Source organism: Pseudomonas rhizozeae (assembly GCF_031583775.1).
GTDB lineage: Bacteria > Pseudomonadota > Gammaproteobacteria > Pseudomonadales > Pseudomonadaceae > Aquipseudomonas.
Genome location: NZ_JAVLSB010000049.1, coordinates 1 through 26256 on the forward strand (window position 1 = coordinate 1; position 26256 = coordinate 26256).

General features: G+C 61.8%; 21 protein-coding genes and 1 pseudogene. 3 read left to right on the forward strand and 19 right to left on the reverse strand.

Going from position 1 to position 26256, the window contains the following annotated elements:
- Window positions 1-213: 213 nt before the first annotated feature.
- From mdoH to hutC, 16 genes are all read right to left on the reverse strand, one after another.
- Window positions 214-2790 (reverse strand): glucans biosynthesis glucosyltransferase MdoH, encoded by a 2577-nt coding sequence (gene mdoH / locus RG836_RS17145; RefSeq protein ID WP_310847777.1) that lies wholly within the window; start codon window positions 2788-2790, stop codon window positions 214-216.
- On the reverse strand, window positions 2783-4624 hold the full coding sequence (locus tag RG836_RS17150) for a glucan biosynthesis protein G (protein WP_310847778.1): 1842 nt from the start codon (window positions 4622-4624) through the stop codon (window positions 2783-2785). The genes mdoH and RG836_RS17150 overlap by 8 nt, the downstream gene beginning before the upstream one ends.
- Window positions 4625-4945: 321 nt before the next feature.
- The gene (dtd, locus tag RG836_RS17155; protein WP_310847780.1) at window positions 4946-5383 is read right to left on the reverse strand and encodes a D-aminoacyl-tRNA deacylase; all 438 of its coding nucleotides are present in this window, start codon (window positions 5381-5383) and stop codon (window positions 4946-4948) included.
- Window positions 5380-6351 (reverse strand): prolyl aminopeptidase, encoded by a 972-nt coding sequence (gene pip / locus RG836_RS17160; protein WP_310847782.1) that lies wholly within the window; start codon window positions 6349-6351, stop codon window positions 5380-5382. The genes dtd and pip overlap by 4 nt, the downstream gene beginning before the upstream one ends.
- A 104-nt stretch (window positions 6352-6455) precedes the next feature.
- Complete coding sequence (locus RG836_RS17165; protein WP_310847783.1) at window positions 6456-7391, reverse strand: alpha/beta hydrolase; 936 nt, start codon at window positions 7389-7391, stop codon at window positions 6456-6458.
- Window positions 7392-7504: 113 nt separating this feature from the next.
- A complete protein-coding gene (hutG, locus tag RG836_RS17170) occupies window positions 7505-8308 on the reverse strand; it encodes an N-formylglutamate deformylase (protein WP_310847784.1) in 804 nt (267 codons plus the stop codon).
- A gap of 13 nt (window positions 8309-8321) precedes the next feature.
- The gene (gene hutI / locus RG836_RS17175) at window positions 8322-9524 is read right to left on the reverse strand and encodes an imidazolonepropionase (protein WP_310847785.1); all 1203 of its coding nucleotides are present in this window, start codon (window positions 9522-9524) and stop codon (window positions 8322-8324) included.
- Between the two features lie 85 nt (window positions 9525-9609).
- On the reverse strand, window positions 9610-11142 hold the full coding sequence (gene hutH / locus RG836_RS17180; protein WP_310847786.1) for a histidine ammonia-lyase: 1533 nt from the start codon (window positions 11140-11142) through the stop codon (window positions 9610-9612).
- A 115-nt stretch (window positions 11143-11257) separates the two neighbouring features.
- Window positions 11258-12781, reverse strand: coding sequence for an HAL/PAL/TAL family ammonia-lyase (locus RG836_RS17185; RefSeq protein ID WP_310847787.1), 1524 nt, complete (start codon window positions 12779-12781; stop codon window positions 11258-11260).
- Window positions 12782-12934: 153 nt separating this feature from the next.
- A complete protein-coding gene (locus tag RG836_RS17190; RefSeq protein ID WP_310847789.1) occupies window positions 12935-13765 on the reverse strand; it encodes a quaternary amine ABC transporter ATP-binding protein in 831 nt (276 codons plus the stop codon).
- On the reverse strand, window positions 13762-14613 hold the full coding sequence (locus tag RG836_RS17195) for an ABC transporter permease (RefSeq protein WP_310847791.1): 852 nt from the start codon (window positions 14611-14613) through the stop codon (window positions 13762-13764). Before RG836_RS17195 ends, RG836_RS17190 begins: the two co-directional genes overlap by 4 nt.
- 83 nt (window positions 14614-14696) lie before the next feature.
- Entirely contained in the window at window positions 14697-15665 is a 969-nt protein-coding gene (locus RG836_RS17200) for an ABC transporter substrate-binding protein (protein WP_310847793.1), read from the reverse strand.
- Window positions 15666-15741: 76 nt separating this feature from the next.
- Entirely contained in the window at window positions 15742-17208 is a 1467-nt protein-coding gene (locus RG836_RS17205) for a purine-cytosine permease family protein (RefSeq protein ID WP_310847794.1), read from the reverse strand.
- 151 nt (window positions 17209-17359) lie between these two features.
- Window positions 17360-19045 carry a urocanate hydratase gene (hutU, locus tag RG836_RS17210; RefSeq protein WP_310847795.1) on the reverse strand — a complete coding sequence of 562 codons (1686 nt, stop codon included), beginning with the start codon at window positions 19043-19045 and terminating at the stop codon, window positions 17360-17362.
- Window positions 19046-19515: 470 nt separating this feature from the next.
- Window positions 19516-20082, reverse strand: coding sequence for a HutD/Ves family protein (locus RG836_RS17215; protein WP_310847796.1), 567 nt, complete (start codon window positions 20080-20082; stop codon window positions 19516-19518).
- A complete protein-coding gene (gene hutC / locus RG836_RS17220) occupies window positions 20079-20789 on the reverse strand; it encodes a histidine utilization repressor (protein ID WP_310848059.1) in 711 nt (236 codons plus the stop codon). Before hutC ends, RG836_RS17215 begins: the two co-directional genes overlap by 4 nt.
- 146 nt (window positions 20790-20935) lie before the next feature.
- Here hutC and RG836_RS17225 point away from each other — a divergent pair, with 146 nt between their 5' ends.
- A complete protein-coding gene (locus RG836_RS17225) occupies window positions 20936-22300 on the forward strand; it encodes a formimidoylglutamate deiminase (RefSeq protein ID WP_310847798.1) in 1365 nt (454 codons plus the stop codon).
- A 45-nt stretch (window positions 22301-22345) separates the two neighbouring features.
- Here the strand turns inward: RG836_RS17225 and RG836_RS17230 are convergent, their stop codons facing one another.
- A complete protein-coding gene (locus RG836_RS17230) occupies window positions 22346-22915 on the reverse strand; it encodes a lipocalin family protein (protein WP_310847800.1) in 570 nt (189 codons plus the stop codon).
- A 31-nt stretch (window positions 22916-22946) separates the two neighbouring features.
- Entirely contained in the window at window positions 22947-23201 is a 255-nt protein-coding gene (locus RG836_RS17235; protein WP_310847802.1) for a hypothetical protein, read from the reverse strand.
- A 418-nt stretch (window positions 23202-23619) separates the two neighbouring features.
- Between RG836_RS17235 and RG836_RS27395 the strand changes: the two are divergent.
- Both RG836_RS27395 and RG836_RS27400 read left to right on the forward strand, forming a co-directional pair.
- Window positions 23620-24519: pseudogene (locus tag RG836_RS27395) on the forward strand (HAMP domain-containing protein); the annotation flags it as partial.
- A 93-nt stretch (window positions 24520-24612) separates the two neighbouring features.
- Entirely contained in the window at window positions 24613-25377 is a 765-nt protein-coding gene (locus RG836_RS27400) for a methyl-accepting chemotaxis protein (protein ID WP_463401497.1), read from the forward strand.
- Window positions 25378-25650: 273 nt separating this feature from the next.
- Here the strand turns inward: RG836_RS27400 and RG836_RS17245 are convergent, their stop codons facing one another.
- Window positions 25651-26253 carry a DUF924 family protein gene (locus RG836_RS17245; RefSeq protein WP_310847805.1) on the reverse strand — a complete coding sequence of 201 codons (603 nt, stop codon included), beginning with the start codon at window positions 26251-26253 and terminating at the stop codon, window positions 25651-25653.
- Window positions 26254-26256 lie beyond the last annotated feature (3 nt).

Below are 26256 nucleotides of genomic sequence, written 5' to 3' on the forward strand. Positions count from 1 at the left end.
GAAGGTACGCCGAGCCTAGGCGAGGGGCCGAACGTCAGGGGCGAGCGTTTTGGGTTACCTTTTAGGCGTTTGTAAAAGGTGACTCGCTGTAAGAGCGAAACCATAAGCAGCCGTTACCGCAGCAACGGATATGCACTCGCCCACCAACCCAATCCAACCCAAAAAAAACCCCGCCTCTTTGCAGAAGCGGGGCCTTTCATCACATCACCCGAACTAAGCCAACTGAGACTGCGGCTGCACCAGCAACGGCTGCAGCGGCAACAGCGGCGCATGCGGATCAGCCTTCACCGAAGCCCGCCAGGCGTCGAGCCACTCAGCGTGGTTCTCGTTCCACACCTGCTCGTGCAACCGCGCCAAGGCGACCGGGTCGCTGAGCAGTTGCAGCCGTTCATGATTATTGAGACCGGCCGGGCCGGCCTTCAACGCGTGACGCACGCGCTCGATCCGCAACCACTCGATCGGCTCAGCCTGACCGTGGCGAGAGGTCGCCAGCGAGCATGCCAGGGCGTTCTGCTGCGGATCGACCACCGCGCGGATAAAGCCGTCGTTCAGTGCATGCCAACGGTTTTCGTGGGTGTACTGATCCGTCGCAATCAAAGCCTGTGGCGGATTGTATTCCTCAGGGATCAGGAACAGGCTCTCGTCACGGGACTTCAGGCCCAGGCCCACGCGACTGGAGATCACCGACACCGGGATCGACAGCATCAGCGAACCGACGATCGGCACCAGCCACCACAGGAAGCTCGGGTTCAGCCAGATCACCAGCAGCGCCCATAAGAAACCGAGCAAGGTCTGTGGACCGTGGCGCTTGACCGCTTCGCTCCACGGCGTGGAGTCATCGTCCCGCTGTGGCGAGTTCCAGGTCGCGGCCCAGCCGAGGAACGCGGCGAGGACGAAACGGGTGTGGAAAATCATCCGCACCGGCGCCAGCAGCATGGAGAACAACATCTCCAGCAGCATCGACAGGGTGACCTTGAACTTGCCGCCGAACTCTTTCGCGCCCTTGGCCCAGATCAGGATGATGCTCAGCAACTTCGGCAGGAACAGCAGCACGATGGTCGTCGAGAACAACGCGACGGCCTTGTCCGGATGCCATTGCGGCCACAACGGATAGAGCTGTCGCGGCGCCATGAAGTACTGCGGCTCCATCAGGGTGTTGACCGCCAGCAGCGCAGTCGACAGTACCAGGAAGAAGAACCACAACGGCGCCGACAGGTAAGACATCACCCCCGTCAGGAACACCGCGCGGTGCACCGGGTGCATGCCCTTGACCAGGAAAAGACGGAAGTTCATCAGGTTGCCGTGACACCAGCGACGGTCACGCTTGAGTTCGTCGAGCAGGTTCGGCGGCAATTCTTCGTAGCTGCCGGGCAAGTCGTAGGCAATCCACACACCCCAGCCGGCACGGCGCATCAACGCCGCTTCAACGAAGTCGTGGGAAAGGATTGCACCGGCGAACGCGCCTTTACCGGGCAACGGCGCCAGGGCGCAGTGCTCGATAAACGGCTTCATGCGGATGATCGCGTTGTGACCCCAGTAGTGGGATTCGCCCAACTGCCAGAAGTGCAGGCCGGCGGTGAACAGCGGACCGTAAACCCGGGTCGCGAACTGCTGCATGCGCGCATACAGAGTGTCCATCCCCGAAGCTCGCGGCGCGGTCTGGATAATCCCGGCGTCCGGCGTGGCTTCCATCAGGCGCACCAGGCTGGTCAGGCATTCGCCGCTCATCACCGAGTCCGCGTCGAGCACCACCATGTACTTGTAGTCGCCGCCCCAGCGACGGCAGAAGTCGTCGAGGTTGCCGCTTTTGCGTTTAACGCGACGACGGCGACGGCGGTAGAAGATCTTGCCGAAGCCTTTGGCTTCCCGGCAGACGTCCAGCCAGGCCTGTTGCTCGGCCACGCAGATGTCGGTTTCGTTACTGTCGCTGAGCACGAAAAAGTCGAACCGGTCGAGGTCGCCGGTAGCGGCCACCGATTCGAACGTCGCGCGCAAACCGGCAAACACTCGCGGCACGTCTTCGTTGCAGATCGGCATCACCAATGCGGTGCGTGCGTCCTTGGCAATCGGCTCGTTGCCGGCGCTTTTGCCGGAGATACGGTATTTATCGTGACCGGTGAGCAACTCGAGGAAGCCCATCAGCGCGGTCCAGAAACCGGCCGAAACCCAGCAGAACAGGATCCCGAACAAAATCAGGATGCTGGTTTGCAGGGCATACGGCAGCACTTGGGTCGCTGTCTGCAGCAGAGACTGATTGATGATCTCGTCCATGTCGACGAACGACCAACCCTGATACGGCATGATGCCTTTCATGTACCAGCCGGCAACGATGGTCTGGCCGAGCATCAGGATCAGCAGAATATAACGACGGATCGAACCGACCGTGCGCCAGCGCGCCGCTGGAAGCACGCGCTCATCCTTCGGCGGCGCCGGTGGATTGGTGCGCCCGGTCAACCGTCGCCAGCCGCGCACCAGGATATTGGTGCGCCACGGCTCCGGAACGACCTTGGTCCGACGGATCGGCGGGGTGGCCTTCAGGCACACCCGGCCGCTGGCATCCAGCGCCAGCATCTCGGCGTCCTGCAGTTCTTCAGCCGTGCTCAACGTCAAACGCGTGCCGACCGAGGCTTGCGCAGCCTCGGTGGGCGCGTCGAACGTCGAGGACGACAGACGCTGGTGCAGTTCGCTGAAGGACTGGCAGCCCGCGAGTTCCGCGCGCTGCTGATCGGTCATCGGTAAGTGGGCCAAGTACTCGTGCAGAGTCTCTGGCTGTACAGAAGAGTTACTCATCGGCAGGCAACTGATAGCTCCAGGTCTCGGTCAGGACTTCTTCAGTCGGCGCCGATTCCGGTGTGGCTGGGGCCGCGTCCGCAGCGACTGGCTGCTTGGCGTCTTTATTGGCCTGATCCTTGGTGTCGCTGACCGGTTGCGCAGCGGCGTCGGCCGGTTTGGCGTCTGCGGCCTTGCCGTCGGCTTGCTTGGCGGCGGCTTCCTTGTCTTTCTTCTCTTGCTGGCGGGCCGCCACTTTCTCGGCCTTGGCGATCGAAGAATTGGCCGGCGCGGCCGAGGCCTTGGTCAGGTCGACCGGAGCAATGTTCTGCACCAGCGCCGCGCGCATTTCAGTTGGCTTGCCTGCATCCTTGATCTTCATCCGCAGGGTCAGGCGCCAGCCCTTGGTTTCAGGGTTGTAGCGCACGCTGTTTTCCACCAGTTCGGCGTTGTCGCCGACACTGACCTGGCTACGCACTTCGGCATCCGGTTGCAGGGCTTGCAACGATGGGCCTTCGAAATCGACCAGGTAGGCCACACTGCCATCCGGCTGACGGATCAGGTTCGACTGCTTGACGTCACCGGTAGAACGCAGGGTCTGTTGCACCCAGGCGCTGTCCGGCGCGTGCAGCGCTGCTTCGTCGATGGTCCAGTGCATGCGGTAGGCGAAGTCCAGCGGCTGGCCAGGCTCCGGCAGTTTTTCCGGGCTCCAGAAAGCCACGATGTTGTCGTTGGTTTCATCGGCGGTCGGAATTTCCACCAGGTCGACCGAGCCTTTGCCCCAATCGCCTTTCGGTTCGATCCAGGCGCTTGGGCGCTTGTCGTAGCGGTCGTCGAGGTCTTCATAGTGGCTGAAGTCGCGGCCACGTTGCAGCAAGCCGAAGCCACGCGGGTTCTCGACGGAGAAGTTGCTCACGGCCAGGTGTTTCGGGTTGTTCAGTGGGCGCCAGATCCACTCTCCGTTGCCGGCATGGATCGACAGACCGCTGGAGTCGTGCAGCTCGCGACGGTAGTTCAGCACTTTCGACGGCTGGTTGGCGCCGAACAGGAACATGCTGGTCAACGGCGCAATGCCGAGCTTGCTGACATTTTCCCGCAGGAACATCTGCGCTTTCACGTCGACAATGGTATCGCTACCTGGGCGCAGGGTCAGGCGGTAGGCACCGGTGGCGCGCGGGGAGTCCAGCAGGGCGAAGATCACCAGGTGCTTGTCACCCGGCTTCGGCTGTTGAACCCAGAACTCGGTGAAGCGCGGAAATTCTTCGCCGGACGGCAATGCGGTGTCGATGGCCATGCCGCGAGCGGACAAGCCATAGGTGTGACCTTTACCAACCACGCGGAAGTAACTCGCGCCGAGCATGGTCATGATTTCGTCTTGCTTGTCGGCCTTGTTGATCGGGTACAGCACACGGAAACCGGCATAACCCAGTTGCTCGGTGGCTTTAGGATCGAACTGCAGGTCGCCGAAATCGAAGCGACTGGCGTCGTATTTGATCTCTTCGACGGTGTTGGCCGTGATTTCGTTGATTTTGACCGGTGTGTCGAAGTGCATGCCCTGGTGATAAAAGGACAGCTTGAACGGGGTTTTCTGATCGGCCCATTCGGCTTTTTCGGTGCGGAAACGAATTTTTTGATAATCCGCGAATTTCATTTCGCGGAATTCGTTCGGCAGGTTACTGCGCGGCGCTTGGTACTTCTGCGCGGCCAGCTCTTTTGCCTTGACCGAAACATCATCCAGACTGAATGCGAAAAGCTGGCCGGCGCTGAGCAGGCAGAGCAAGGCAGAGCCCGCTACCAGAGCGTTTCGAAACCGTTTGGCAGACAATTTTGGAGCATTACAGGGACTAACAATCACGAGCAACCCTCGCCGAAAACAGATCAAAAAACCAACGGCCAGTTGAAGGGCCTGTGCGGTGCGCGGTTCGTAAAAACCACCCTCACAAACCACTCTTGCCAAGTTGGCGAGCAATGTTCGGACTCCGATGGGGCAAAATGATTCCCCAAACGGTTCCGGGCATGTCTCTACCTAAGTCAAAATGGACCAACGAACGCTGATCCCCGTAGCGCGCGATTATCTAGTAGGCCGCGTTACAACGCATCAGGGGTAACAAAGTATTTATCGCGGAAAAACCCCGTTTTCAGTCGAAATGGGCCTAAAAAGGTGTTTCAAGCGCTTTCAGGTCTGTAACAGGAAGGTCACCGGGCCGTCATTGACCAGATGCACTTGCATATCGGCGCCGAATCTACCTGATGCCACAGTGCCATGCACCTGTTTCGCTTTGCCTAATAGATAGTCGAAAAGCGCTTCGCCCAAGTCCGGTGGCGCCGCTGTCGAAAAGCTCGGCCGCAAGCCGCTCTTGGTGTCGGCCGCCAGGGTGAATTGCGAAACCAGCAGCAATCCTGCGCCAACGTCCGCCAGGGACAAATTCATCTTGCCCTCGGCATCACTGAACACTCGATAGTTAAGCAGCTTATGCAGAAGTTTGTCGGCGCTGGCCCGCGTGTCGTGTGGCTCGACCGCCACCAGCACCAGCAAGCCTTGATCGATGGCGCCGACCACTTGCCCGTCTACCTCAACCCGCGCGCCGCGCACGCGCTGCAACAGCCCCTTCATGCTTCTTCGGGCGGCAGGTCGAGCAAACGGCTGGCCATCTGACTGGCGGCACGCACCAGGGCATCGGTGATGCCCGGCTCGGACGCCGAGTGCCCGGCATCGCGGATCACCTGCAATTCGCTGTTGGGCCAGTTCTGGTGCAGTTCCCAGGCGTTATCCAGCGGACAGATCACGTCATAGCGGCCATGCACGATCACACCGGGCAGGTGGGCGATCTTGCCCATGTCGCGGATCAACTGGTTCGGCTCAAGAAAGGCATTGTTGGTGAAGTAGTGGCATTCGATGCGGGCGATCGACAAGGCGCGCTGCGGCTCGGAGAAGCGGTCGACCACCAGCGGGTTCGGGCGCAGAGTTGCGGTGCGGCCCTCCCAGGTCGACCAGGCTTTGGCCGCGTGCATCTGGGCGATCTGATCGTTACCGGTCAGGCGTTTGTGGAAGGCATTGAGCAAGTCACCGCGCTCATCCAACGGGATCGGCGCGACGTAGTCCTGCCAGTAGTCCGGGAACAGACGACTGGCGCCGGCCTGGTAGAACCACTCGATGTCCTGCGGGCGGGCGAGAAAGATCCCACGCACGATCAGGCCGTGCACGCGTTCCGGATGGGTTTGCGCGTAGGCCAGCGCCAGGGTCGAACCCCAGGAACCGCCGAACAACACCCACTTGTCGATACCCAGGTGCTGGCGAATCCGCTCGAGGTCGGCGACCAGATCCCAGGTCGTGTTGTTTTCCAGACTTGCATGCGGTGTTGAGCGGCCGCAGCCACGCTGGTCGAAGGTGACGATGCGATAGAGATTGGGATCGAAGAAGCAACGACTCTGTGCATCACACCCGGCGCCGGGGCCGCCGTGGATGAACACCACCGGCAAACCTTCCGGTGAACCGCTTTCGTCGACATACAGGGTGTGGGTTTCATCGACGGCCAGATCGTGCCGGGCGTAGGGTTTGATCTGCGGGTACAAAGTCTGCATTGCGCGCTCCGTAAGGGGTCGAGGTCATCCCTGGGGGGACTTCTATTATTCTGCCGTGGGGCATCATAAACCCGATTTACGTCAATGAGCATGCCCTTGCTGCGTTAGCGACCCGCCGTCAGAAAAGGCTGTAGCCAGGCGAGCAACTTTTCGTACAAGCGATCCACCTCTGGCACCTGGCCATGGCCGCGCAAACAGCCGTGCACCAGGCCGGTACCATAATAGAGCTCGGCGTGGCTACCGGCCTGCTGCAAGGCCCGGGCGTACTCGACGCCGTCGTCGCGCAAGGGATCATGCTCGGCCACCGCGATCAATGCCGGCGGCAGATGATCGAAATCACCGGCCAATAACGGCATGGCATACGGCGACGGACCGACCGGGCCGCTCAGGTAGAGCCCGAGATAGTCATCCACCTCGCTACTGCTGAGCAACGGCGCGTTGGCGCATTGGCGACGCGAGGACAACTCGGCACTGCCGCCCAGTCCGGGGTAGATCAACACCTGCGCCAAGGGCAGACGCTCGCCTGCGTCGCGTAGCGCGAGGCACAACGCGGCGGCCAGATTGCCGCCGGCGCTGTCGCCGATCACCAACAGGCGCTCGCGATCCAGGTTGAAGGTACCCTCGCCTGACCACAGCGCGCGCCACACCGCCAGGCAGTCGTCGAACGCCGCAGGGAACGGATGCTCAGGCGCCAGTCGGTAGTCGATGGCGATCACCAGCACGCCCAGCGCCATCGCCAGTTCGGCGCAGATGAAGTCGTGGGAATCGAGCCCGCCCACCACCCAGCCGCCACCATGCATATAAAGGAGGGCCGGCCAACCCTTGGCCGGTGGCGGCACCGGCGGTTGATAACGGCGCACAGGCACGCCGTCCATGGTGAAATCGGCGACGCTCAGGCCAGGCGGGCGCGGTGGGGTGAACGCGCGGCACATGGCGTTGTAAGTCTGGCGTGAGGCCGCGAGGCTGCTGTCGACGCTGCTGAAGCGCTGGGTTTTCTCGATGAAAACGGCCATCTCGGGAGAGAGGCGATAGTCAGCCATGGGTGATTGTCCTCTGGGAACATCGGGGCTGCTGGAGTTTAGCGGGAGCAAGCTCCCTCGCCACAAGCAAGCTCTTCAGCCACAAGCAAGCCCCACCGCCACAAGGGAGTAGGTTACTTGCGGTAGTGGTGGTTGCCCCACGTCAGTAAACCTTCAAGCAATTGCCGTAACACCACCTGCGTGGGCGCGGCCAGGTCCGGGCGATAGCGGAACGGTTCGAACTCTTCCATGTAAGTGCACTGGCCCAGTTCCAGTTGCACCGCGTGGATGTTCTGCGCCGGGTCGCCGTAATGGCGGGTGATATGGCCGCCCTTGAAACGGCCGTTGAGCACGTGGCTGTAATCGCTGTGCTGCGCGCAGATGGCTTCCAGTTGCCGCGCCAGCTCAGGATCGCAACTGGCGCCGTTGAAGGTACCGAGGTTGAAGTCTGGCAGTTTGCCGTCGAACAGGTGCGGGATCACCGAGCGAATCGAATGCGCATCGAACAGCAGCGCGTAACCGAATTCATCCTTGAGGCGCGCCAACTCCTCTTGCAGGGTGCGGTGGTAGGGCGTCCAGATCTGCTCCAGATACGTCGCCCGCTCCGCCGCCGTCGGCTCCAGGCCTTCGCGGAACAGCGGGATGCCATCGAACAGCGTGGCTGGGAACAGCCCGGTGGTGGCGCCGGCGTACAGCGGTTTGTCGTCGGACGGCCGATTGAGGTCGATGACAAACCGCGAATACTCCGCCGCCAGGGTGCTGGCGCCCAGTTCAGCGGCGAACGCGTACAGCGTCGGGATATGCCAGTCCGTGTCCGGCAGGCTGCCGGCATCGGGGATCAGCCCGGCCTCGACCGCAGGCGTCAGACGCAGGCCGGCGTGGGGCATGCTGATCAGCAGCGGCACGCGTCCTTGTTGGAAATTCAGAACCTTATCCACAACCGCTCTCCTCTTATTCAACGTCGACGCCGTGACGCACGACGCGTTTGTCCAGTTCGCCGCCCAACCAGTACGCCAGGTCGGCCGGACGATCAATCTGCCAAGCGACAAAATCCGCGACCTTGCCGACTTCCAGCGAACCGTGGGTGTGCTCCATGCCCAGGGCTTTGGCCGCGTGAATGGTCGCGCCGGCCAGGGCTTCCTCAGGGGTCAGGCGGAAACAGGTGCAAGCCATGTTCAGCATCAGGCGCACCGACAGCGCCGGCGAGGTGCCGGGGTTAAGGTCGCTGGCAATGGCGATTTTTACGCCGTGCTTGCGCAGGGCCTCCATCGGCGGCAACTGGGTTTCGCGCAGGCAGTAAAAGGCCCCAGGCAGCAGCACCGCGACCGTGCCGGATTCCGCCATGGCGATGGCGTCGTCCTCGGTCATGAACTCCAGGTGATCTGCCGACAATGCCTGATAACGCGCCGCCAGGCTGGAGCCGTGCAGCGACGACAGTTGCTCGGCATGCAGTTTCACCGGCAAGCCCAGTTTCTGTGCGGCGATGAAGACTCGCTCGACCTGCTGCGGCGAGAACGCCAGGTATTCGCAGAAGGCATCCACCGCATCGACCAGGCCTTCGGCGGCCAGGGCCGGGAGCATCTCGTTGCAGATCAGGTCGATGTAAGCGTCGGGGCGATCGGCGTATTCCGGCGGCAAGGCATGAGCCGCCAGACAAGTGGCGCGCACGCTGACCGGGAAGGCTTCGCCAAGACGACGAATGACTCGCAGGATTTTCCGCTCATTGGCCAGGTCGAGGCCGTAGCCGGATTTCATTTCGACTGTGGTCACGCCGTCGCGCAGCAAGCTGTGCAGACGCTTGGCAGCGCTGGCGAACAATTCGTCTTCGCTGGCCGCGCGAGTAGCGCGCACCGTGCTGGCGATGCCGCCACCGGCCGCAGCGATCTCGGCGTAGCTGACCCCTTGCAGGCGCTGCTCGAACTCGCCGCTGCGGTTGCCGCCGAACACGGTGTGGGTGTGGCAGTCGATCAGGCCCGGGGTGACCCACGCGCCGTTGAGGTCGTTGACCGCTGGGTAGTCGCCGGACGGCAACGCGTGGCGCGGGCCGATCCACTCGATGAGCGACCCTGACGTCACGATGGCCGCATCCTCGATGATCGAGTAAACGCCCTGCGCCATGGTTGCGACGTGGCAGTGTTGCCAGAGGGTTTTCATCCCGTAATCTCCACAATGTTCAAAATCTGTTCGCGAGCAGGGGGCGTATTCCAGAGTGGGAGCGAGCCTGCTCGCGAAAGGGCCTTCACAGGCTCGGCAACAGCTTCGCCGGCATCAGTTCATTCAGGCAGCGGGTCGCCAGCAGCTCGCTGGCGGCGTTGATGTCCGGCGCGAAGAAGCGGTCCTTCTCATAGAACGGCACTTGGTTGCGCAAAATCGCCCGCGCTTTTTCCAGTTTCGGCGAGGTCTTCAGGCCGTTGCGCAGGTCCAGTCCCTGCACCGCCGCCAGCCATTCCACAGCGAGCACGCCACGGGTGTTTTCGGCCATTTCCCACAGGCGCTTGCCGGCGGCGGGTGCCATGGACACATGGTCTTCCTGGTTGGCGGAAGTCGGCAGGCTGTCCACCGAATGCGGATGGGCCAACGCTTTGTTCTCGCTGGCCAATGCGGCAGCGGTGACCTGGGCAATCATGAAGCCGGAGTTGACCCCACCGTTGGCCACCAGGAACGGCGGCAATTGCGACATGTGTTTGTCCATCATCAGCGAGATGCGGCGCTCACTCAGCGAACCGATTTCAGCGATGGCCAGGGCCATGTTGTCAGCGGCCATGGCCACCGGTTCGGCGTGGAAATTGCCGCCGGAAATCACGTCGCCTTCGGCGGCGAACACCAACGGGTTGTCGGACACGGCGTTGGCTTCGACCACCAGCACATCGGCAGCCTGGCGGAACTGGGTCAGGCAGGCGCCCATGACTTGCGGCTGACAGCGTAGGGAATACGGGTCCTGGACCTTCTCGCAATTCTCGTGGGACGCCGACACTTCGCTGCGCTCGCCGAGCAACTCGCGGTAAGCGGCGGCGGCATCGATCTGCCCTTTTTGTCCGCGCGCGGCGTGGATGCGCGCGTCGAACGGCGAGCGCGAGCCGAGCACTGCTTCCACCGTCAACGCACCAAGGGTCACGGCGCCGGCAAACAGGTCTTCGCCTTCAAACAAACCGCGCAAGGCGTAAGCGGTGGACACTTGAGTGCCGTTAAGCAGCGCCAGGCCTTCTTTTGCCGCCAGGGTCAACGGCATCAGGCCGGCGACTTTCAACGCGTCGGTAGCCGGCAGCCACTCGCCTTTGTAGCGCGCCTTGCCCTCGCCCAGCAGCACCAGCGACATGTGCGCCAGCGGTGCCAGGTCGCCGGACGCGCCGACCGAGCCTTTCAGCGGAATGTGCGGGTAGACCTCGGCATTGATCAGCGCAATCAGCGCATCGATCACCTGCCGGCGAATCCCGGAGAAACCGCGGCTGAGGCTGTTGACCTTGAGCACCATGATCAGTCGCACCAAGGCGTCGCTGATCGGCTGGCCGACGCCGGCGGCGTGGGACAGCACCAGCGAGCGCTGGAGGTTTTCCAGGTCTTCGCTGGCGATGCGGGTCGAGGCCAGCAGGCCGAAACCGGTGTTGATGCCGTACGCGGTGCGGTTCTCGGCGAGGATCTGCTCGACGCAGGCGACACTGGCTTCAATCTGCGCCGCCGCGCTGTTGTCCAGGCTCAGGGTCACCGGGTGCAGGTAGATATCACGCAACTGGGCCAGGGTCAGTTGGCCGGGAATCAGGTTAAGCGCAGTCATTTCGTGCTCCTTTTGAGAGGTTCTTATTAACTCGCCAGACGCTCCGGAGCGATCCGTTGTCCGTCGCGTCAGCCCTTGTGGGGAGACGCGCCTTGGCACGCTGGCGTGGTAAGGGTCAGTGCAAATTCGGTAGCGCGCTGTGCAGCAGGTTTGGCTCCTTGAGCAGGCTCGCGGCGGCGGCTATGTCCGGCGCCAGCCAGCGGTCCTGGTCGTAGGCCGGGACCAGTTCACGCAGCAAGCGCCACGCGGTGTCGGTGCCCGCGCCAAATCGCTGTTCTTTGAGAAACTCAAAGGCCTGGCCCGCCAGCAGGTATTCGATGGCGAGGATCTGCGTGCAGTTTTCCAGGGCGCGGTGCAGTTTCAGCGCGGCGTTGGTGCCCAGGCTCAGGTGGTCTTCTTGCAGGCCGGAGGTCACGAAGTTGTCGAGCACCGCCGGTTGCGCCAGTTGGCGGTTTTCCGCACACAGCGATGCTGCGACGTACTGCACGATCATCATCCCCGAGTTGACCCCGGGATTGGCCACCAGAAACGCCGGCAAACCGCTGACGTGCGGGTTGATCAAGCGGTCGAGGCGACGCTCGGCAATCGAGCCGATTTCCGCCATGGCGATCGCCAGCAGGTCAGCGGCCAGCGCCACCGACTGGCCGTGCGGATTGGCCTGGGACATCACCCGGTAATCGTCCGGCGTGCCGAGCAGCATCGGGTTGTCGGTGACCGAGTTGAGTTCTGTTTCCACCTGCTGGATCGCATGGTTCAGTTGATCTCGCGCGGCGCCGTGCACTTGTGGAATCGAGCGGATGCTCAACGCGTCCTGAGTGCGAATACCTTTGCTTGCGGCGATCACTTCGCTGCCGTCGAGCAACGCGCGCAGGTTGATGCCGACCTGCTGCATGCCGGGGTGCGGCTTGAGCGCGAGGATCTCGCCATCGAACGCAGCGATTTGCCCGCGCTGCGCCTCGAAGCTCATGGCACCGATCACATCGGCCCATTGCGCCAGCCGCGTCGCATCGGCAATCGCCAGACAGCTGAGGCCGGTCATGCACGGCGTGCCGTTGACCAGGCACAAGCCGTCCTTGGCGCCGAGCTTCACCGGTTGCAGGCCTTCTGCGGCCAACGCTTCTTGCGCGCTGACGATGCGCCCGGCGTAGCTGACGTTGCCGACGCCCAGCAGCGCGATGCTGATGTGCGCCATGTGCGTCAGGTAACCCACCGAACCTTGCGCCGGCACTTGTGGGGTGATGCCACGGTTGAGCAGCGCCAGCAGGGCTTCGACCACTTGCCGATGAATGCCGGATTTGCCCTGGCTGTAATTGAGGATCGCCGCGCAAAGAATCGCCCGGGTTTGCTCATCGGCCAGCGGCGCGCCAACGCCACAGGCGTGGCTGAGCAGGGTATTGCGCGACAGTTGGCTGAGTTGTTCGTCCTTTAGCGAGACGTTGCACAGCGCACCGAGGCCGGTGTTCACGCCGTACGCCCGTTCGCCACTGACCACAATGCGCTGGACGATCGCCTGGGCATTGTCGATCCGCGCCCAGGCACTGGCCGACAACTCAAGCACCGCACCATGACGCGCCACCGCGACCACATCCTGCCAACGCGACTTGGCGTCGGCGATAACGATTTTTTCAGCCTGGGACATCTTTAACCTCAACCTGACTATTGATGCAGCTTCACCGCCCCTATCGCTGGCAAGCCAGCTCCCACAGTGTTCTGCTGAGTGAATGTAATCTTCGCAACACAACAAACCTGTGGAGCTGGCCTGCGATCAGACCTGGCCAGTCACTGCAAATCCTTAAACCACCGCCGCCCGCCGCTGCACGAACCGGTCGACGTACTCATCCGCTGGCGAGTGCAGGATCTCCCGCGGCGTACCGACCTGGATCAGCCGGCCGTCCTTGAGGATCGCGATGCGGTTGCCGATGCGCACGGCTTCGTCGAGGTCGTGGGTGATAAAGACGATGGTCTTGTGCAGGGTCTTTTGCAGCTCCAGCAACTGGTCCTGCATTTCTGCGCGGATCAGCGGATCGAGAGCACTGAAGGCTTCGTCCATCAGGATGATGTCGGTGTCCGCCGCCAGTGCGCGGGCCAGGCCAACTCGCTGGCGCATGCCGCCGGACAGCTGATGCGGGTATTTGTTTTCGTAGCCTTTGAGGCCCACGGTGTTGATCCAGTGCAGCGCGCGCTCGGTGCACAGTTGCTTGGTCTCGCCACGCACCTTGAGGCCATAGGCAACGTTGTCCAGCACGGTCTTGTGCGGCAGCAGGCCGAAGCTCTGGAACACCATGCTGATCCGGTGCCGACGAAATTCACGCAGGGCGTCCATGTCGTATTGCAGGATGTCCACGCCGTCCACCAGGATCGCGCCGCTGGTGGGGTCGATCAGGCGATTGAAGTGGCGCACCAGCGTCGATTTACCCGAACCCGACAGGCCCATGATCACGAAGATCTCGCCGGTGCTGATGCTCAGCGACAAGTCGTTGACCCCGACCACGCAACCGGTTTCGGCCAGTACCTGATCCTTGGTCTTGCCCTGGCCGACCATGGCCAATGCGTCTTTGGAGCGGTTACCGAAAATCTTGAAGACGTTCTTCACTTCGATCTTGCTGATGGATGCTTCGCTCATTTGCTCACCTCATGCCGTGGCCGACCATACGCCTGCGTGATGCGGTCGATGACCACTGCGAGAATCACGATCGCCAGGCCGGCCTCCAGGCCACGCCCGACGTTGAGGGTCTGGATGCCCACCAACACATCTTCACCCAGGCCACGGGCGCCGATCATCGAGGCGATCACCACCATCGACAGGGCCATCATGGTGGTCTGGTTGATTCCGGCCATGATGCTCGGCAGCGCCAGCGGCAGTTGCACGCCAAACAGTTGCTGCCAACGGTTGGCGCCGAAGGCGTTGATCGCTTCCATCACTTCGCCGTCGACCTGGCGAATGCCCAGGTCAGTCAGGCGAATCAGCGGCGGCGCGGCGTAGATCACCGTGGCGAAAATTGCCGGGACCTTGCCCAGGCCGAACAGCATCAGCACCGGAATCAGGTACACGAAGCTCGGCATGGTTTGCATGATGTCGAGCAGCGGCATCAGCACCGACCGCAGGCGATTGCTGCGCGCCGAGAGAATCCCCAAGGGTATGCCGATCAGCACCGAAATTACCGTGGCCACCATCATCAGCGCCAGGGTCTGCATCAGCTTGTCCCACAGCCCGACCGCGCCCACCAGGAACAACAGGCCGACAATCACCAGCGTGGTCACAACCTTGCGCGTCGCATGCCAGGCCACGGCCGCGACGATCGCCAGCATCAGCCACCAAGGCGCCGCCCGCAGCAGGCCTTCGAGATTGACGATGGCCCAGAGCAGCGTGTCGGAGATGTGCCGGAACACATCACCGTAGTTGGTCACCAGCGAATCGACCCAACCGTTGACCCAGTCAGCGATGGAAAAAGTAAAGCGTTCGGGAAACATAAGCGGCTCTCAATCAGGAAACTCAATCAAGCGATTGCGGCGAACATCCCGGCCAGCCTCTCGGTTAGCCGGGAGGATTCAACCTACAGCGCCGCGTCGATTTTCTTCGCTGCATCGGCACTGACCCACGCGTGCCAGACCTCAGGATGTTCCTTCAGGAAGATCTTCGCCAGTTTTGGCGACTCGATCCGCTCCTTGGCCATGCGCCCGAGGTTCTGGTTGAGGATGTCGATCGGCAGGTTGACCTTTTCCAGCACGGCGACCAGCTCCGGCGCTTCGTCGTGGAAGGTCTTGGACAGGCCGACCTTGATGCTCACGCTTTTATCGACGCCGGGTTTTTCTTCGAGTTTCACCAGGTCGACCTGGCCCATCAGCGGAGTAGGCGACCAGTAGTAGAACAGGATCGGCTCGCCACGCTTGTAGCTCGACAGCACGGCCGCATCCAGCGCCGGGCCGGTGCCTGGGCGGAAGTTGGTGTAGCTGCTTTCCAGGCCGTAGCTTTTGAGCATTTCGCTGTTGTCCAGCTCGCAGGTCCAGCCGGCCGGGCAGTTGTAGAACCGGCCCTTGGACGGCTCTTCGGCGTCCTTGAACACGGCGGCGTATTTACCCAGGTCAGCGATGTTTTTCAGGTCAGGGGCTTTGGCTTCCAGCTTGCGCTTGGCGTCGCCTTCGATCACATAACGCGGCACGTACCAGCCTTCAATCGCACCCACCACCGGGGCGCCGACGCCAATGACTTTGCCGGCCTTCTCGGCTTTGTTCCAGACTTCGCTGCGGCCGACCCATTCTTCGGCAAACACTTGGATGTCGTTGCTGCTCAGGGCGTTTTCCATGGTGATGGAGTTGCCCGGCAGGCTGTCGGTCTTGCAGTCGTAACCTTTCTCGAGCACCACTTGCAGCACGTCGGTCAGCAGCATGCCGCTTTCCCAGTTCAGGCCGGCGAATTTCACCGGTTTGCCCGACTCGCACCAACCGGCCGCCTGGGTAGCACCGGCGCTGGCGAGCAGGCCCATGGACAGCAATGTGGTCAGCAGGGTCTTGTTCGATTTCATTGTGTGACGCTCCTAATCATGAAATTGGCTTACGGCAGTCAAGAGGCATCCAGCCCTGTCCACGTCCAATCAAGGTCTAGATCGCAGCAGCGCGACCTGCCCCGCTTGCTTTAGGTTGTACAACGCTGTCCTGCTCGACCGGCAGGATCAGACGATCGGGCACCGCGCTGTGCCATTTTTTTGCGCACAGGTAATACAGGGCGGCGGGCAATACCAGGCCGATGATCCAGGAAATATCCACATCACCCAGCGCCGCCACCAGCGGACCGGTGTAGAACTTGGTGGAGATGAACGGCAACTGCACCAGCACGCCAAACACGTAAACGCTGATCCCGAGCAGGTTCCAGCGGCCATAACGACCGTTGGGATCGGCCAGGGCCGGCACGTCATAACGCTCGCGGGTGATGCAGTAGTAGTCCACCAGGTTGATCGCGCTCCAGGGCGTGAAAAACGCCAGCAGGAACAGGATGAAAGACTTGAACGCACCGAGGAACGAATGCTGGCCGAGCAGGGCAATCAGGGTCGCCGCACCGACGATCACCAGCACGAACACCAGGCGCTGCAAGCGCGAGACCTGCAAGTGGCCACGGAAGCCGCTGATGATGGTGGCGATGCACATGAAGCTGCCATAGGAGTTGAGCGTCGAGATGGTCACCTTGCCGAAGGCGATGCTGAAGTACAGCAGCGCCGCCGTGGCACCGGTGCCACCGAGGCCGACGATGTACGCGACTTCGTGGCCGGCGAACTGGCCGTTGGCCGAGGCCGCAGCGAACACCCCGAGGATCATCGCCACTTGCGCGCCAATCACCGAACCGGCGCCGGCGGCAAAAAAGGTTTTCACCGAAGACGTCGTGCTCGGCAGGTAGCGAGAATAGTCGGCCACGTAAGGGCCGAACGCGATCTGCCAGGACGCCGCAAGCGAGACCGCCAGCAGGAAGCTGCTCCAGCTGAAGTGACGAATCTCCAGCAGCGCGCCCACATCAACCTGGCTGATCAGTCGGCTGAACAGGTACACAAAGGCAATCACGCCAATGACGCTGGCGACCCGCCCAATAAAGTGGATCACCCGGTAACCGAGCACTGTCACCAACACGATGACACTGGCGAAAATCAGGATGCCGGTGCTATCGCTGACCCCAAACAACTGACCCAGCGCCTGGCCGGACAGAACCGTACCCGTCGCGGTGAAGCCCAGGTACATCAGGCACACCAGCACGATCGGAATCGCCGCGCCATACACGCCGAACTGCACGCGACTGGAGATCATCTGCGGCAAGCCCAGCTTCGGCCCTTGCGCAGCATGCAGCGCCATGACGCCGCCGCCGAGCAACTGACCGATCAACAAACCGATCAATGACCAAAACACATCACCGCCCAGCACCACGGCCAACGCCCCGGTGACAATCGCAGTGATTTGCAGGTTGGCGCCCATCCACAGGGTGAACTGACTGAACAGACGACCGTGTCTTTCCGCTTCCGGGATGTAGTCGATCGAGCGTCGCTCGATCAACGGTTTACTGCTTGCACGATCGTTGACAGCCATGGTTCAACCTCTGTGGATTGTTTGATTGTTCTGTTCGGGCGACTCGCCCCCTGTGGGAGCTGGCTTGCCAGCGATGACGTCGGCACCTGCTACATCATTTCCAGCAGCGCCACCGCTTTCGCTGGCAAGCCAGCTCCCACAGGAATCTGTGTTACTTGCTGCCGGTAATCATCGGCAAGTTCAGCCCTTGTTCCTTGGCGCAATCGATGGCGATCGGGTAACCGGCATCGGCGTGACGCATGACACCGGTGGCCGGGTCGTTGTGCAGTACGCGAGCGATGCGCGCGGCCGCTTCGTCGGTGCCGTCGCAGACAATCACCATGCCCGAGTGCTGCGAAAAGCCCATGCCGACGCCGCCGCCGTGGTGCAGCGAAACCCAGGTTGCGCCGCTGGCGGTGTTGAGCAAGGCGTTGAGCAGCGGCCAGTCGGACACGGCGTCGGAACCGTCCTGCATCGATTCGGTTTCGCGGTTGGGGCTGGCCACCGAACCGGAGTCGAGGTGGTCGCGACCGATCACGACCGGCGCCGACAACTCGCCGCTGCGTACCATTTCGTTGAACGCCAAACCAAGCTTGGCGCGCTGGCCCAGGCCGACCCAGCAAATACGCGCCGGCAGGCCTTGGAAGCTGATGCGTTCACGGGCCATGTCCAGCCAGTTGTGCAGGTGCGCGTCGTCCGGGATCAGCTCTTTAACCTTGGCGTCGGTTTTGTAGATGTCTTGCGGATCACCCGACAGCGCCGCCCAACGGAACGGGCCGATGCCACGGCAGAACAGCGGACGGATATAGGCCGGGACGAAACCGGGGAAGTCGAACGCGTTTTCGACGCCTTCTTCCTGGGCCATCTGGCGGATGTTGTTGCCGTAGTCGAAGGTCGGCACGCCCATTTTCTGGAAGTCGAGCATCGCCCTGACGTGCACTGCCATCGATTGCTTGGCGGCTTTGACCACGGCGGCAGGTTCGGTCTTGGCGCGGGCGCGGTACTCGTCCCAGGTCCAACCGGCCGGCAGGTAACCGTTAAGCGGGTCGTGGGCGCTGGTCTGGTCGGTGACCATGTCCGGGCGCACGCCACGCTTGACCAGCTCTGGGAGAATTTCCGCGGCATTACCCAGCAGTGCGATAGAGATCGCTTTACCTTCCTTGGTGTATTTGTCGATACGCGCCAGGGCGTCGTCGAGGTCGGTGGCTTGCTCGTCGACGTAGCGGCTGTTAAGGCGGAAATCGATGCTGACCTGCTGGCATTCGATGTTCAGCGAGCAGGCGCCGGCCAGGGTCGCGGCCAGTGGCTGCGCGCCGCCCATGCCGCCGAGGCCGGCGGTCAGGACCCAACGGCCTTTGAGGTCACTGTTGTAGTGTTGGCGCCCGGCTTCGACGAAGGTTTCGTAAGTGCCCTGGACGATGCCCTGGCTGCCGATGTAGATCCAGCTGCCGGCGGTCATTTGGCCGTACATCGCCAGGCCTTTGGCGTCGAGTTCGTTGAAGTGCTCCCAACTCGCCCAGTGCGGCACCAGGTTGGAGTTGGCGATCAGTACGCGCGGCGCATTGCTGTGGGTCTTGAACACGCCGACCGGTTTGCCGGATTGCACCAGCAGGGTTTCGTCGTCGTTGAGATTGGTAAGGCTTTCGACGATTTTGTCGTAGCACTCCCAGTTACGCGCGGCACGGCCGATGCCGCCGTACACCACCAGTTCTTTCGGGTTTTCGGCGACTTCCGGGTCGAGGTTGTTCATCAGCATGCGCAACGGCGCTTCAGTCAGCCAGCTTTTGGCGGTCAGCGTGTTGCCGCGGGCAGCGCGGATTTCGACGTTACGGTATTTGGTCTGTTTGTTGTCAGTCACGAAAAAAACTCCTCAGCGAATCAATTCAAACCAACCCTGGCGGTGGGCGAGCAAGCCGACACGCGTCGACGCGCTGCCAGCGAATCAGTGGACGCTGCGGGAATCGCCATGGACTCATACGCATACGTCTTTACTTGTACATACAAGCATATGCAATCAAGCGGCCAACTTGCTGGATGAGCATTCGATAAAAAATGCAGACACGACTGGAGAGCGCCTGGATCAAGGGTTACTGCTGAAGACAAAATTTTTCGCGGGGGAATTTGCGCGGGTGTTGGGTCGTAGCTTAGATAGGGTTTTGCGCCACGTTGGGGCGTTCGGTAACAAGATGGTGCGGGGATTGGGAACTGACGAGCGCAACACATGTGGCGAGGGCGCTTGCTCCCGCTGGGCTGCGAAGCGGCCCCACTATTTGCAGTTGCAGCCTAGTGAGCAAGCTCTCTCGCCACAGGTTTTTGTACGGAGGTAAATCAGCGTGCAGTCAGTTCGATCACGCAGCAGGCACCGGTGATCGCGAGTTCCAGCAGCCCGGTGTTACCGCTCAGTTGCAGGCAATCATGCCGGCCCAGTTGCTGGGTGTCGGCGGCGATCCGCACTGCAAGTTGCTCGGTCACGCTGAACACCAGCACGATGCTCGCGGCGCTGAACAATCGCTGTTCGCCGTCCAGCCATTGCAAGCGCGCGAGGTAGCGGTCCGGGGCGTAGATCAGGTTGAAATCGCGGATCGGCCCGCCGAGCAAGCGGCACGAGACCTGGCTTTCACCGGTAAAGGCGAACGGGTCCAGCGCTAGCAGAGGCCGAGTGTCGCGGCCATCGACGCGCAAGGTCATGCCGTCACCTTGCAGTACGGTGATCACCCGCTGATAACCGGCGAAAGTGGAAAAACCGCCGGACTCGCCAATATCGGCAATCGACAGGCGCCAGCCGAAGCCGTCGAGGTCATGGCCCGCATCGCGGGTGATTTCTTCAGTGCTGCCGCCGCCGTTTTTCCACGGCATGCGCGGGTAATCCTTGGCGCGTAAAACCTGGGTTTTCATTTATGAAAGCGACCTTCCAGACGATGACGAGAACCGGGGTGAATCAGGCGCGCGGCGGTCACTGGCTGGCGACCCGACCAGGTGCGCCGGCGAATCAGCAGGCACGGCTCGCCTTGTTCGATCTGCAGCAATTTGCATTCGGACGGCTCGGCGAGGATCGCTTCGACCACGTGCTCGCCTTCGGTCAGCGGCGCCACTTGGTTCAGGTAAGCGTAGGGCGTCTGCAAGGTGAAATCCTGCTTGAGGTAGTCCGGTGCCACCAACGCATTGACGAAGCGGTCTTCGATTTGCACGGGGATATCGTTTTCGAAATGCACGATCAGTGAATGGAAGACTTTTTGCCCTTCGCGCATGTCCAGCGCCAGCGCGCGCTCGGAACCGGCGGCCTCTTCTTCCAGGGTAATCACCTGGCAGGTATGGCGATGGCCGCGTGAGGCGATTTCGTCGGCGATGTTGTGCACTTCGAACAGCGCGGACTGGCTCTTGGGCTCGGCGACAAACGTACCCACGCCCTGCATGCGCACCAGCAGACCGTCGGCGGTCATCTCGCGCAGGGCGCGGTTGATGGTCATGCGGCTGAAACCCAACTGGTTGACCAACTCGCTTTCCGACGGCACGCGGTAATGGGGCGGCCAGTTACCACTGTCGATTTGCTGGGTGATCATCTGTTTGACGCGGGCATAGAGCGGCGCCGGACTGTCGCCCATTTGGGCAGCCAGCGGGGAAACAGCAGGCGGAGTCGGCACGGGGAATCCTTGTGGATGTTGAAAGATGGCTAGCTTGCCGGAGTTTACCGAGCAGGCAAACGTCTGTATATGTATATACAAATAACACACGCTGGGGGTTTTGAACCATGTCCGCCTTCTTTGCCGAACGCGCGCTGCTGCCTGATGGATGGGCCAATGATGTACGTCTTGAGGTCAGCCACGACGGCGTACTGACTCAAATCCAGGCCAATTCCACCGCAGAAGGCGCCGAGCGGCTGGGCGGCCCATTGTTACCTGGCATGCCGAACCTGCACTCCCACGCGTTCCAAAGGACGATGGCCGGGCTGGCGGAAGTGGCCGGCAACCCGAACGACAGCTTCTGGACCTGGCGCGATTTGATGTATCGGCTCGTCGGAAAAATCAGCCCCGAGCAACTCGGCGTGATCGCCCGCCAGCTGTACATCGAAATGCTCAAGGCCGGCTACACCTCGGTCGCCGAATTCCACTACGTGCACCACGACAGCAACGGTCAGCCTTACGCCGACCCGGCCGAACTGGCGCTGCGCATCAGCCACGCCGCAAGTGCCGCGGGCATTGGTCTGACGCTGCTGCCGGTGCTCTACAGCCACGCCGGTTTTGGCGGCCAGACGCCGAACGACGGCCAGCGCCGCTTCATCAACAGCACCGACAACTACCTGAAGCTGCAGGCGCAACTGCAGCCCGTTTTGGCCCAGCAACCCGCGCAGCGCTTGGGATTGTGTTTCCACTCATTGCGCGCGGTCACACCGGAGCAAATCAGCGAAGTCCTGGCGGCCAGCGACACAAAGTGCCCAGTGCACATCCACATCGCCGAACAGCAGAAAGAAGTCGACGACTGCCTGAGCTGGAGCGGCCGCCGACCACTGCAATGGCTGTACGAAAACGTCGAGGTCGATCAGCGCTGGTGCCTGGTCCACGCCACCCACGCGAATCCCGAAGAAGTCACGCTGATGGCCAAGAGTCGCGCCATCGCCGGTTTGTGCCTGACCACCGAAGCCAACCTCGGCGACGGGATTTTCCCGGCGGTGGATTTCCTCGCTCAGGGCGGGCGCATGGGCATTGGCTCCGACAGCCATGTGTCGTTGAGCGTGGTGGAGGAACTGCGGTGGCTGGAATACGGCCAGCGCCTGCGCGACCAGCGGCGCAATCGCCTGTATGGCGCGGATCAGCCGATGGTCGGCCGCACGCTGTACGACGCGGCGCTCGACGGCGGCACTCAGGCCTTGGGCCAGCCGATTGGCGCATTGCAAGTGGGCAAACGCGCCGACTGGCTGGTGCTCGACGGCAACGATCCCTACCTGGCCACGGCGCAGGGCGACGGGATTCTCAACCGCTGGTTATTTGCCGGTGGCGATCGCCAGGTGCGCGACGTGATGGTCAATGGGCAGTGGGTGGTGCGAAGTGGCCGGCATGCGGCCGAAGATGAAAGCAACCAGGCGTTCACCCAAGTGTTGCGGGATTTGCTGGGCTGACACTGGATAAAAAAGTGGGAGCATTGTCGCTCCCACCTAGTGCAGTCAGTTGGACGTCTTGGCCATTTGCGTATCGCTCACCCGCCAGATCAGCCGCGTGGTGTCGTAGCCTTGCTGACGGGCCTTGCTCAGCAACTCTTCGCGCACTACGCCGTTGACGGTCGGGGTTCGCGACAGCAGCCACAGGTAGCGGCGGCTCGGGTCGCCGACCACGGCAGTCTTGTAGTCATCGCTGACGTACAGCACCCAGTACTCGCCTTTCGCCACGCCCGGTATCAGGCGCGAAAACCAGTTATCGAACTCGACCCACAGCTTGTCCGTCTTGCCGGGCACCTGCGGGTACGCTGTACCGCGCGCTTCTTCCCAGGTCCAGTCCGGCGTCAGGCAGCGGTTAAGCACGCCGACATTGCCATCGGACTGCAACGTATAACGGGCTTCGGATTGCGCGCAGTTGCGCTGGAAATACATCGGCAGGCGCGCCAGCTCGTACCAGGTGCCTTGGTACCGCTTGAGGTTGACGCTGTTGACGGTTTTCGGCGCCAACGTGTCGTCGCCAGAGGTGGCGCAGCCGGCCAAGATCAGGCCGGCGAAAAGAACTATCAATAACCGCATCATTGTTTTTCTCCCGTGGGCGCGTAGCCCCGGTTTACTTCAGGCCTTGGCCGGAAAACATCAGCACTTTGTCACCAGCGTATTGCACGCTGATAAAGCTATTTTTATCGCCCCAGGTGCAACTGGACATGCCCAAGGCGCCTGAGCAGTCGCTCGGCTTGCCCAGCAGGTTCTCAACCTCGGCCTTGGCCATCCCGGCCGATAACTTCGCGTAATTTTCCTGATTGACCTTGCTGCACGCGGCCAATAGCACGCAGAGCGACAAGAGGGCGAGGGATCGCAGCGACATGGAGTAACTCCTGGAACGAAAGGGGGGCGGCATGGCTGCCAACCAGAAGCTTAGACAGGAAAGCCAAATTCGGTTCCCCGAGCCCTGTGCTTTTTGTCCCGCCACTCGTCCGGGATTTACCGATAAATCAGCCACTTTGCAGGGCTATTTGGCATTTCGTCGGTTTTTCGACAAAGACGCCTAATCTTTGGCGCTCGCGTGTCGACACAAATGCAACGCCAAGCTCGGTCCCGGGCACTGGCTTCCTCTTAGTCGATCAGCCCACCCCGCGGTAGCTCATTCAATGACCAGAAACATGAAATTCAGCCATAAGATCCTGCTGGCTGCAGCCCTTGTGGTGGCCGTCGCGTTCGTTTGCTTCATTCTGTTCAACGACTACCGGCAGCGCCAAACCCTGCGCAGCAGTACGGAAGCGTCGATGCAGGAACTCGGCAACCTTACCAGCCGCAACATCCAGACCTGGCTGGAGAGCCGCATCCAGTTGCTGCAATCGCTGTCGCAGCAGATCGCCGTCGACGGCAACGCCCCGGCCAGCCTCAAACGCGCCATCGACTTGCCGGCCTACACCGGCAACTTCCAGCTCAGCTACTTCGGCGGCACCGACGGCGTGATGTTCTCGATCCCGGCCGGCAACCGCGCCGCCGACTACGACCCGCGCGCTCGCGGCTGGTACAAGGCTGCCGACAGCGCGCGTCAGACCATCGTCACCGAACCCTATATCGCCGCGTCCTCGGGCAAGCTGGTGATCACCGTCGCCACGCCGGTGCAGCATCAGGGGCAAATGCTTGGCGTGGCCGGCGCCGACATTGATTTGTCGAACGTCAGCGCGATCATCAACTCGCTGAACTTCGGTGGCCACGGCCATGCGTTCATCGTCAGCGCCGACGGCAAGATCCTGATCCACCCGGACAGCAAACTAGTGCTCAAAAACCTCGCCGAGGCTTATCCCGCAGGCGCGCCACACGTCAGCCCTGGCCTGAAAGAAGTCGAGATCGACGGCCAGCCGCAATTCATCTCGTTCAGCCACGTCAACGGCGTGCCGTCGGCAGACTGGTACGTGGGCCTGGTGCTCGATCAAGACACCGCGTTTTCGATGCTCAGCGAATTCCGCACCTCGGCGATCATTGCCATGGTCATCGCGGTGGTGATCATCATCGCCCTGCTCGGCATGCTGATCAGCTTCCTGATGCAGCCGCTGCTAACCATGGGCCGCGCCATGCACGACATCGCCGAAGGCGAAGGCGACCTCACCAAACGCCTGGTGATCCACGGCCAGGATGAGTTTGGCGCGCTGGGCACCTCGTTTAACCGCTTTGTCGAGCGCATCCACACCTCGATCCGCGAAGTGGCGTCGGCCACCGGCCAGGTCAACGAAGTGGCGTTGCGGGTGGTCGCGGCCTCCAACTCGTCGATGTTCAACTCCGACCAGCAAGCTTCGCGCACCAACAGCGTGGCCGCGGCGATTAACCAGCTCGGCGCCGCCGCCCAGGAAATCGCCCAAAACGCCGCCCTCGCCTCACAACATTCCAGCGACGCCCGCGGCCTTGCTGAAGAAGGCCAGCAGGTGGTGGATAAAACCATCGTCGCGATGCAGCAGTTGTCGGCCAAGATCAGCGACTCGTGCGGCAACATCGAAACGCTCAACAGCAACACCGTGAACATCGGGCAGATTCTCGAAGTGATCACCAGCATCTCCCAGCAAACCAACCTGCTGGCGCTCAACGCAGCCATCGAAGCGGCCCGTGCCGGTGAGGCGGGACGAGGTTTTGCGGTGGTCGCCGATGAAGTGCGCAACCTCGCCCACCGCACCCAGGATTCGGCGCAGCAAGTGCAGAAGATGATCGAAGAGCTGCAAGTCGGCGCGCGGGAAGCGGTCAGCACCATGACCGACAGCCAGCGCCAAAGCGAAAGCAGCGTCGGCATCGCCAACCAGGCCGGCGAACGCCTGGGCAGCGTGACCCAGCGCATCGGTGAGATCGACGGCATGAACCAGTCGGTGGCCACGGCCACGGAAGAACAGACGGCGGTGGTCGAGTCGATCAACGTCGACATCAGCGAGATCAACACCCTTAACCAGGAAGGCGTGGAGAACTTGCAGTCGACACTACGGGCCTGTGCCGATCTGGAACAGCAGGCGGCGCGGCTTAAGCAGTTGGTGGGCAGTTTCAGGATTTAAAGCACTGCTGATGGCCCCATCGCTGGCAAGCCAGCTCCCACAAGGATCGGTTGTGAACACGGATTTTGTGGACGACAGTGATACCTGTGGAACAGCAGGCGGCGCGGCTTAAGCAGTTGGTGGGCAGTTTCAGGATTTAAAGCACTGCTGATGGCCCCATCGCTGGCTAGCCAGCTCCCACAAGGATCGATTGTGAACACGGATTTTGTGGACGACGCAGATACCTGTGGGAGCTGGCTTGCCAGCGAAGGCGGCATCAGTAACAGCAGAAAATTAGAACCTTGACCCAGGTTTGGACAGGAACACCCGTTCTTCCTCAGTCGACTCCCGCCCCAACAGCGCATTGCGATGGGGAAAGCGCCCGAACTGGGCGATTACCTTTTGATGCTTTTCAGCGTAATCCAGGTAATCGGCAAACAACGCTCGATCCTCCTCCGGTTGCTGCGCGAGCAATTCGCGGTAGCGGGAGATGGCTTCGTTCTGCGCGGCGAGGTTTTCGCAGTGCTCGAACACGATGTAGATGAACACCCGCTGGATCGGCTGTAGTTGCCGGTCGAAATCCGCGGCGATGCCTTGCGCCACAAGGGCCAACGCTCTGGCGTCACCGGCGTAGGATTTGCGGTTTTCGCGGAAGATCATCCGCGGCACCTGGTCGAGCAACAGCACCAGTGCCAGCCAACCTTCAGGACATTGCGCCCACTCGGTCAATTCGCCGGCCAGTGCCTGCTCCACCAGCGCCCCGAAACGCGTGCGCGCTTCGAGGTCCTGGCTGTCACGCTTGCCGAACCACAATTTGCCCCTGGCCGCCGCCACTTCTTGCGCGGTGTCGGCGGTGCCGAACCACCAGTCGAGCACTGGCTGCCAGGGCGCGGTCATGGC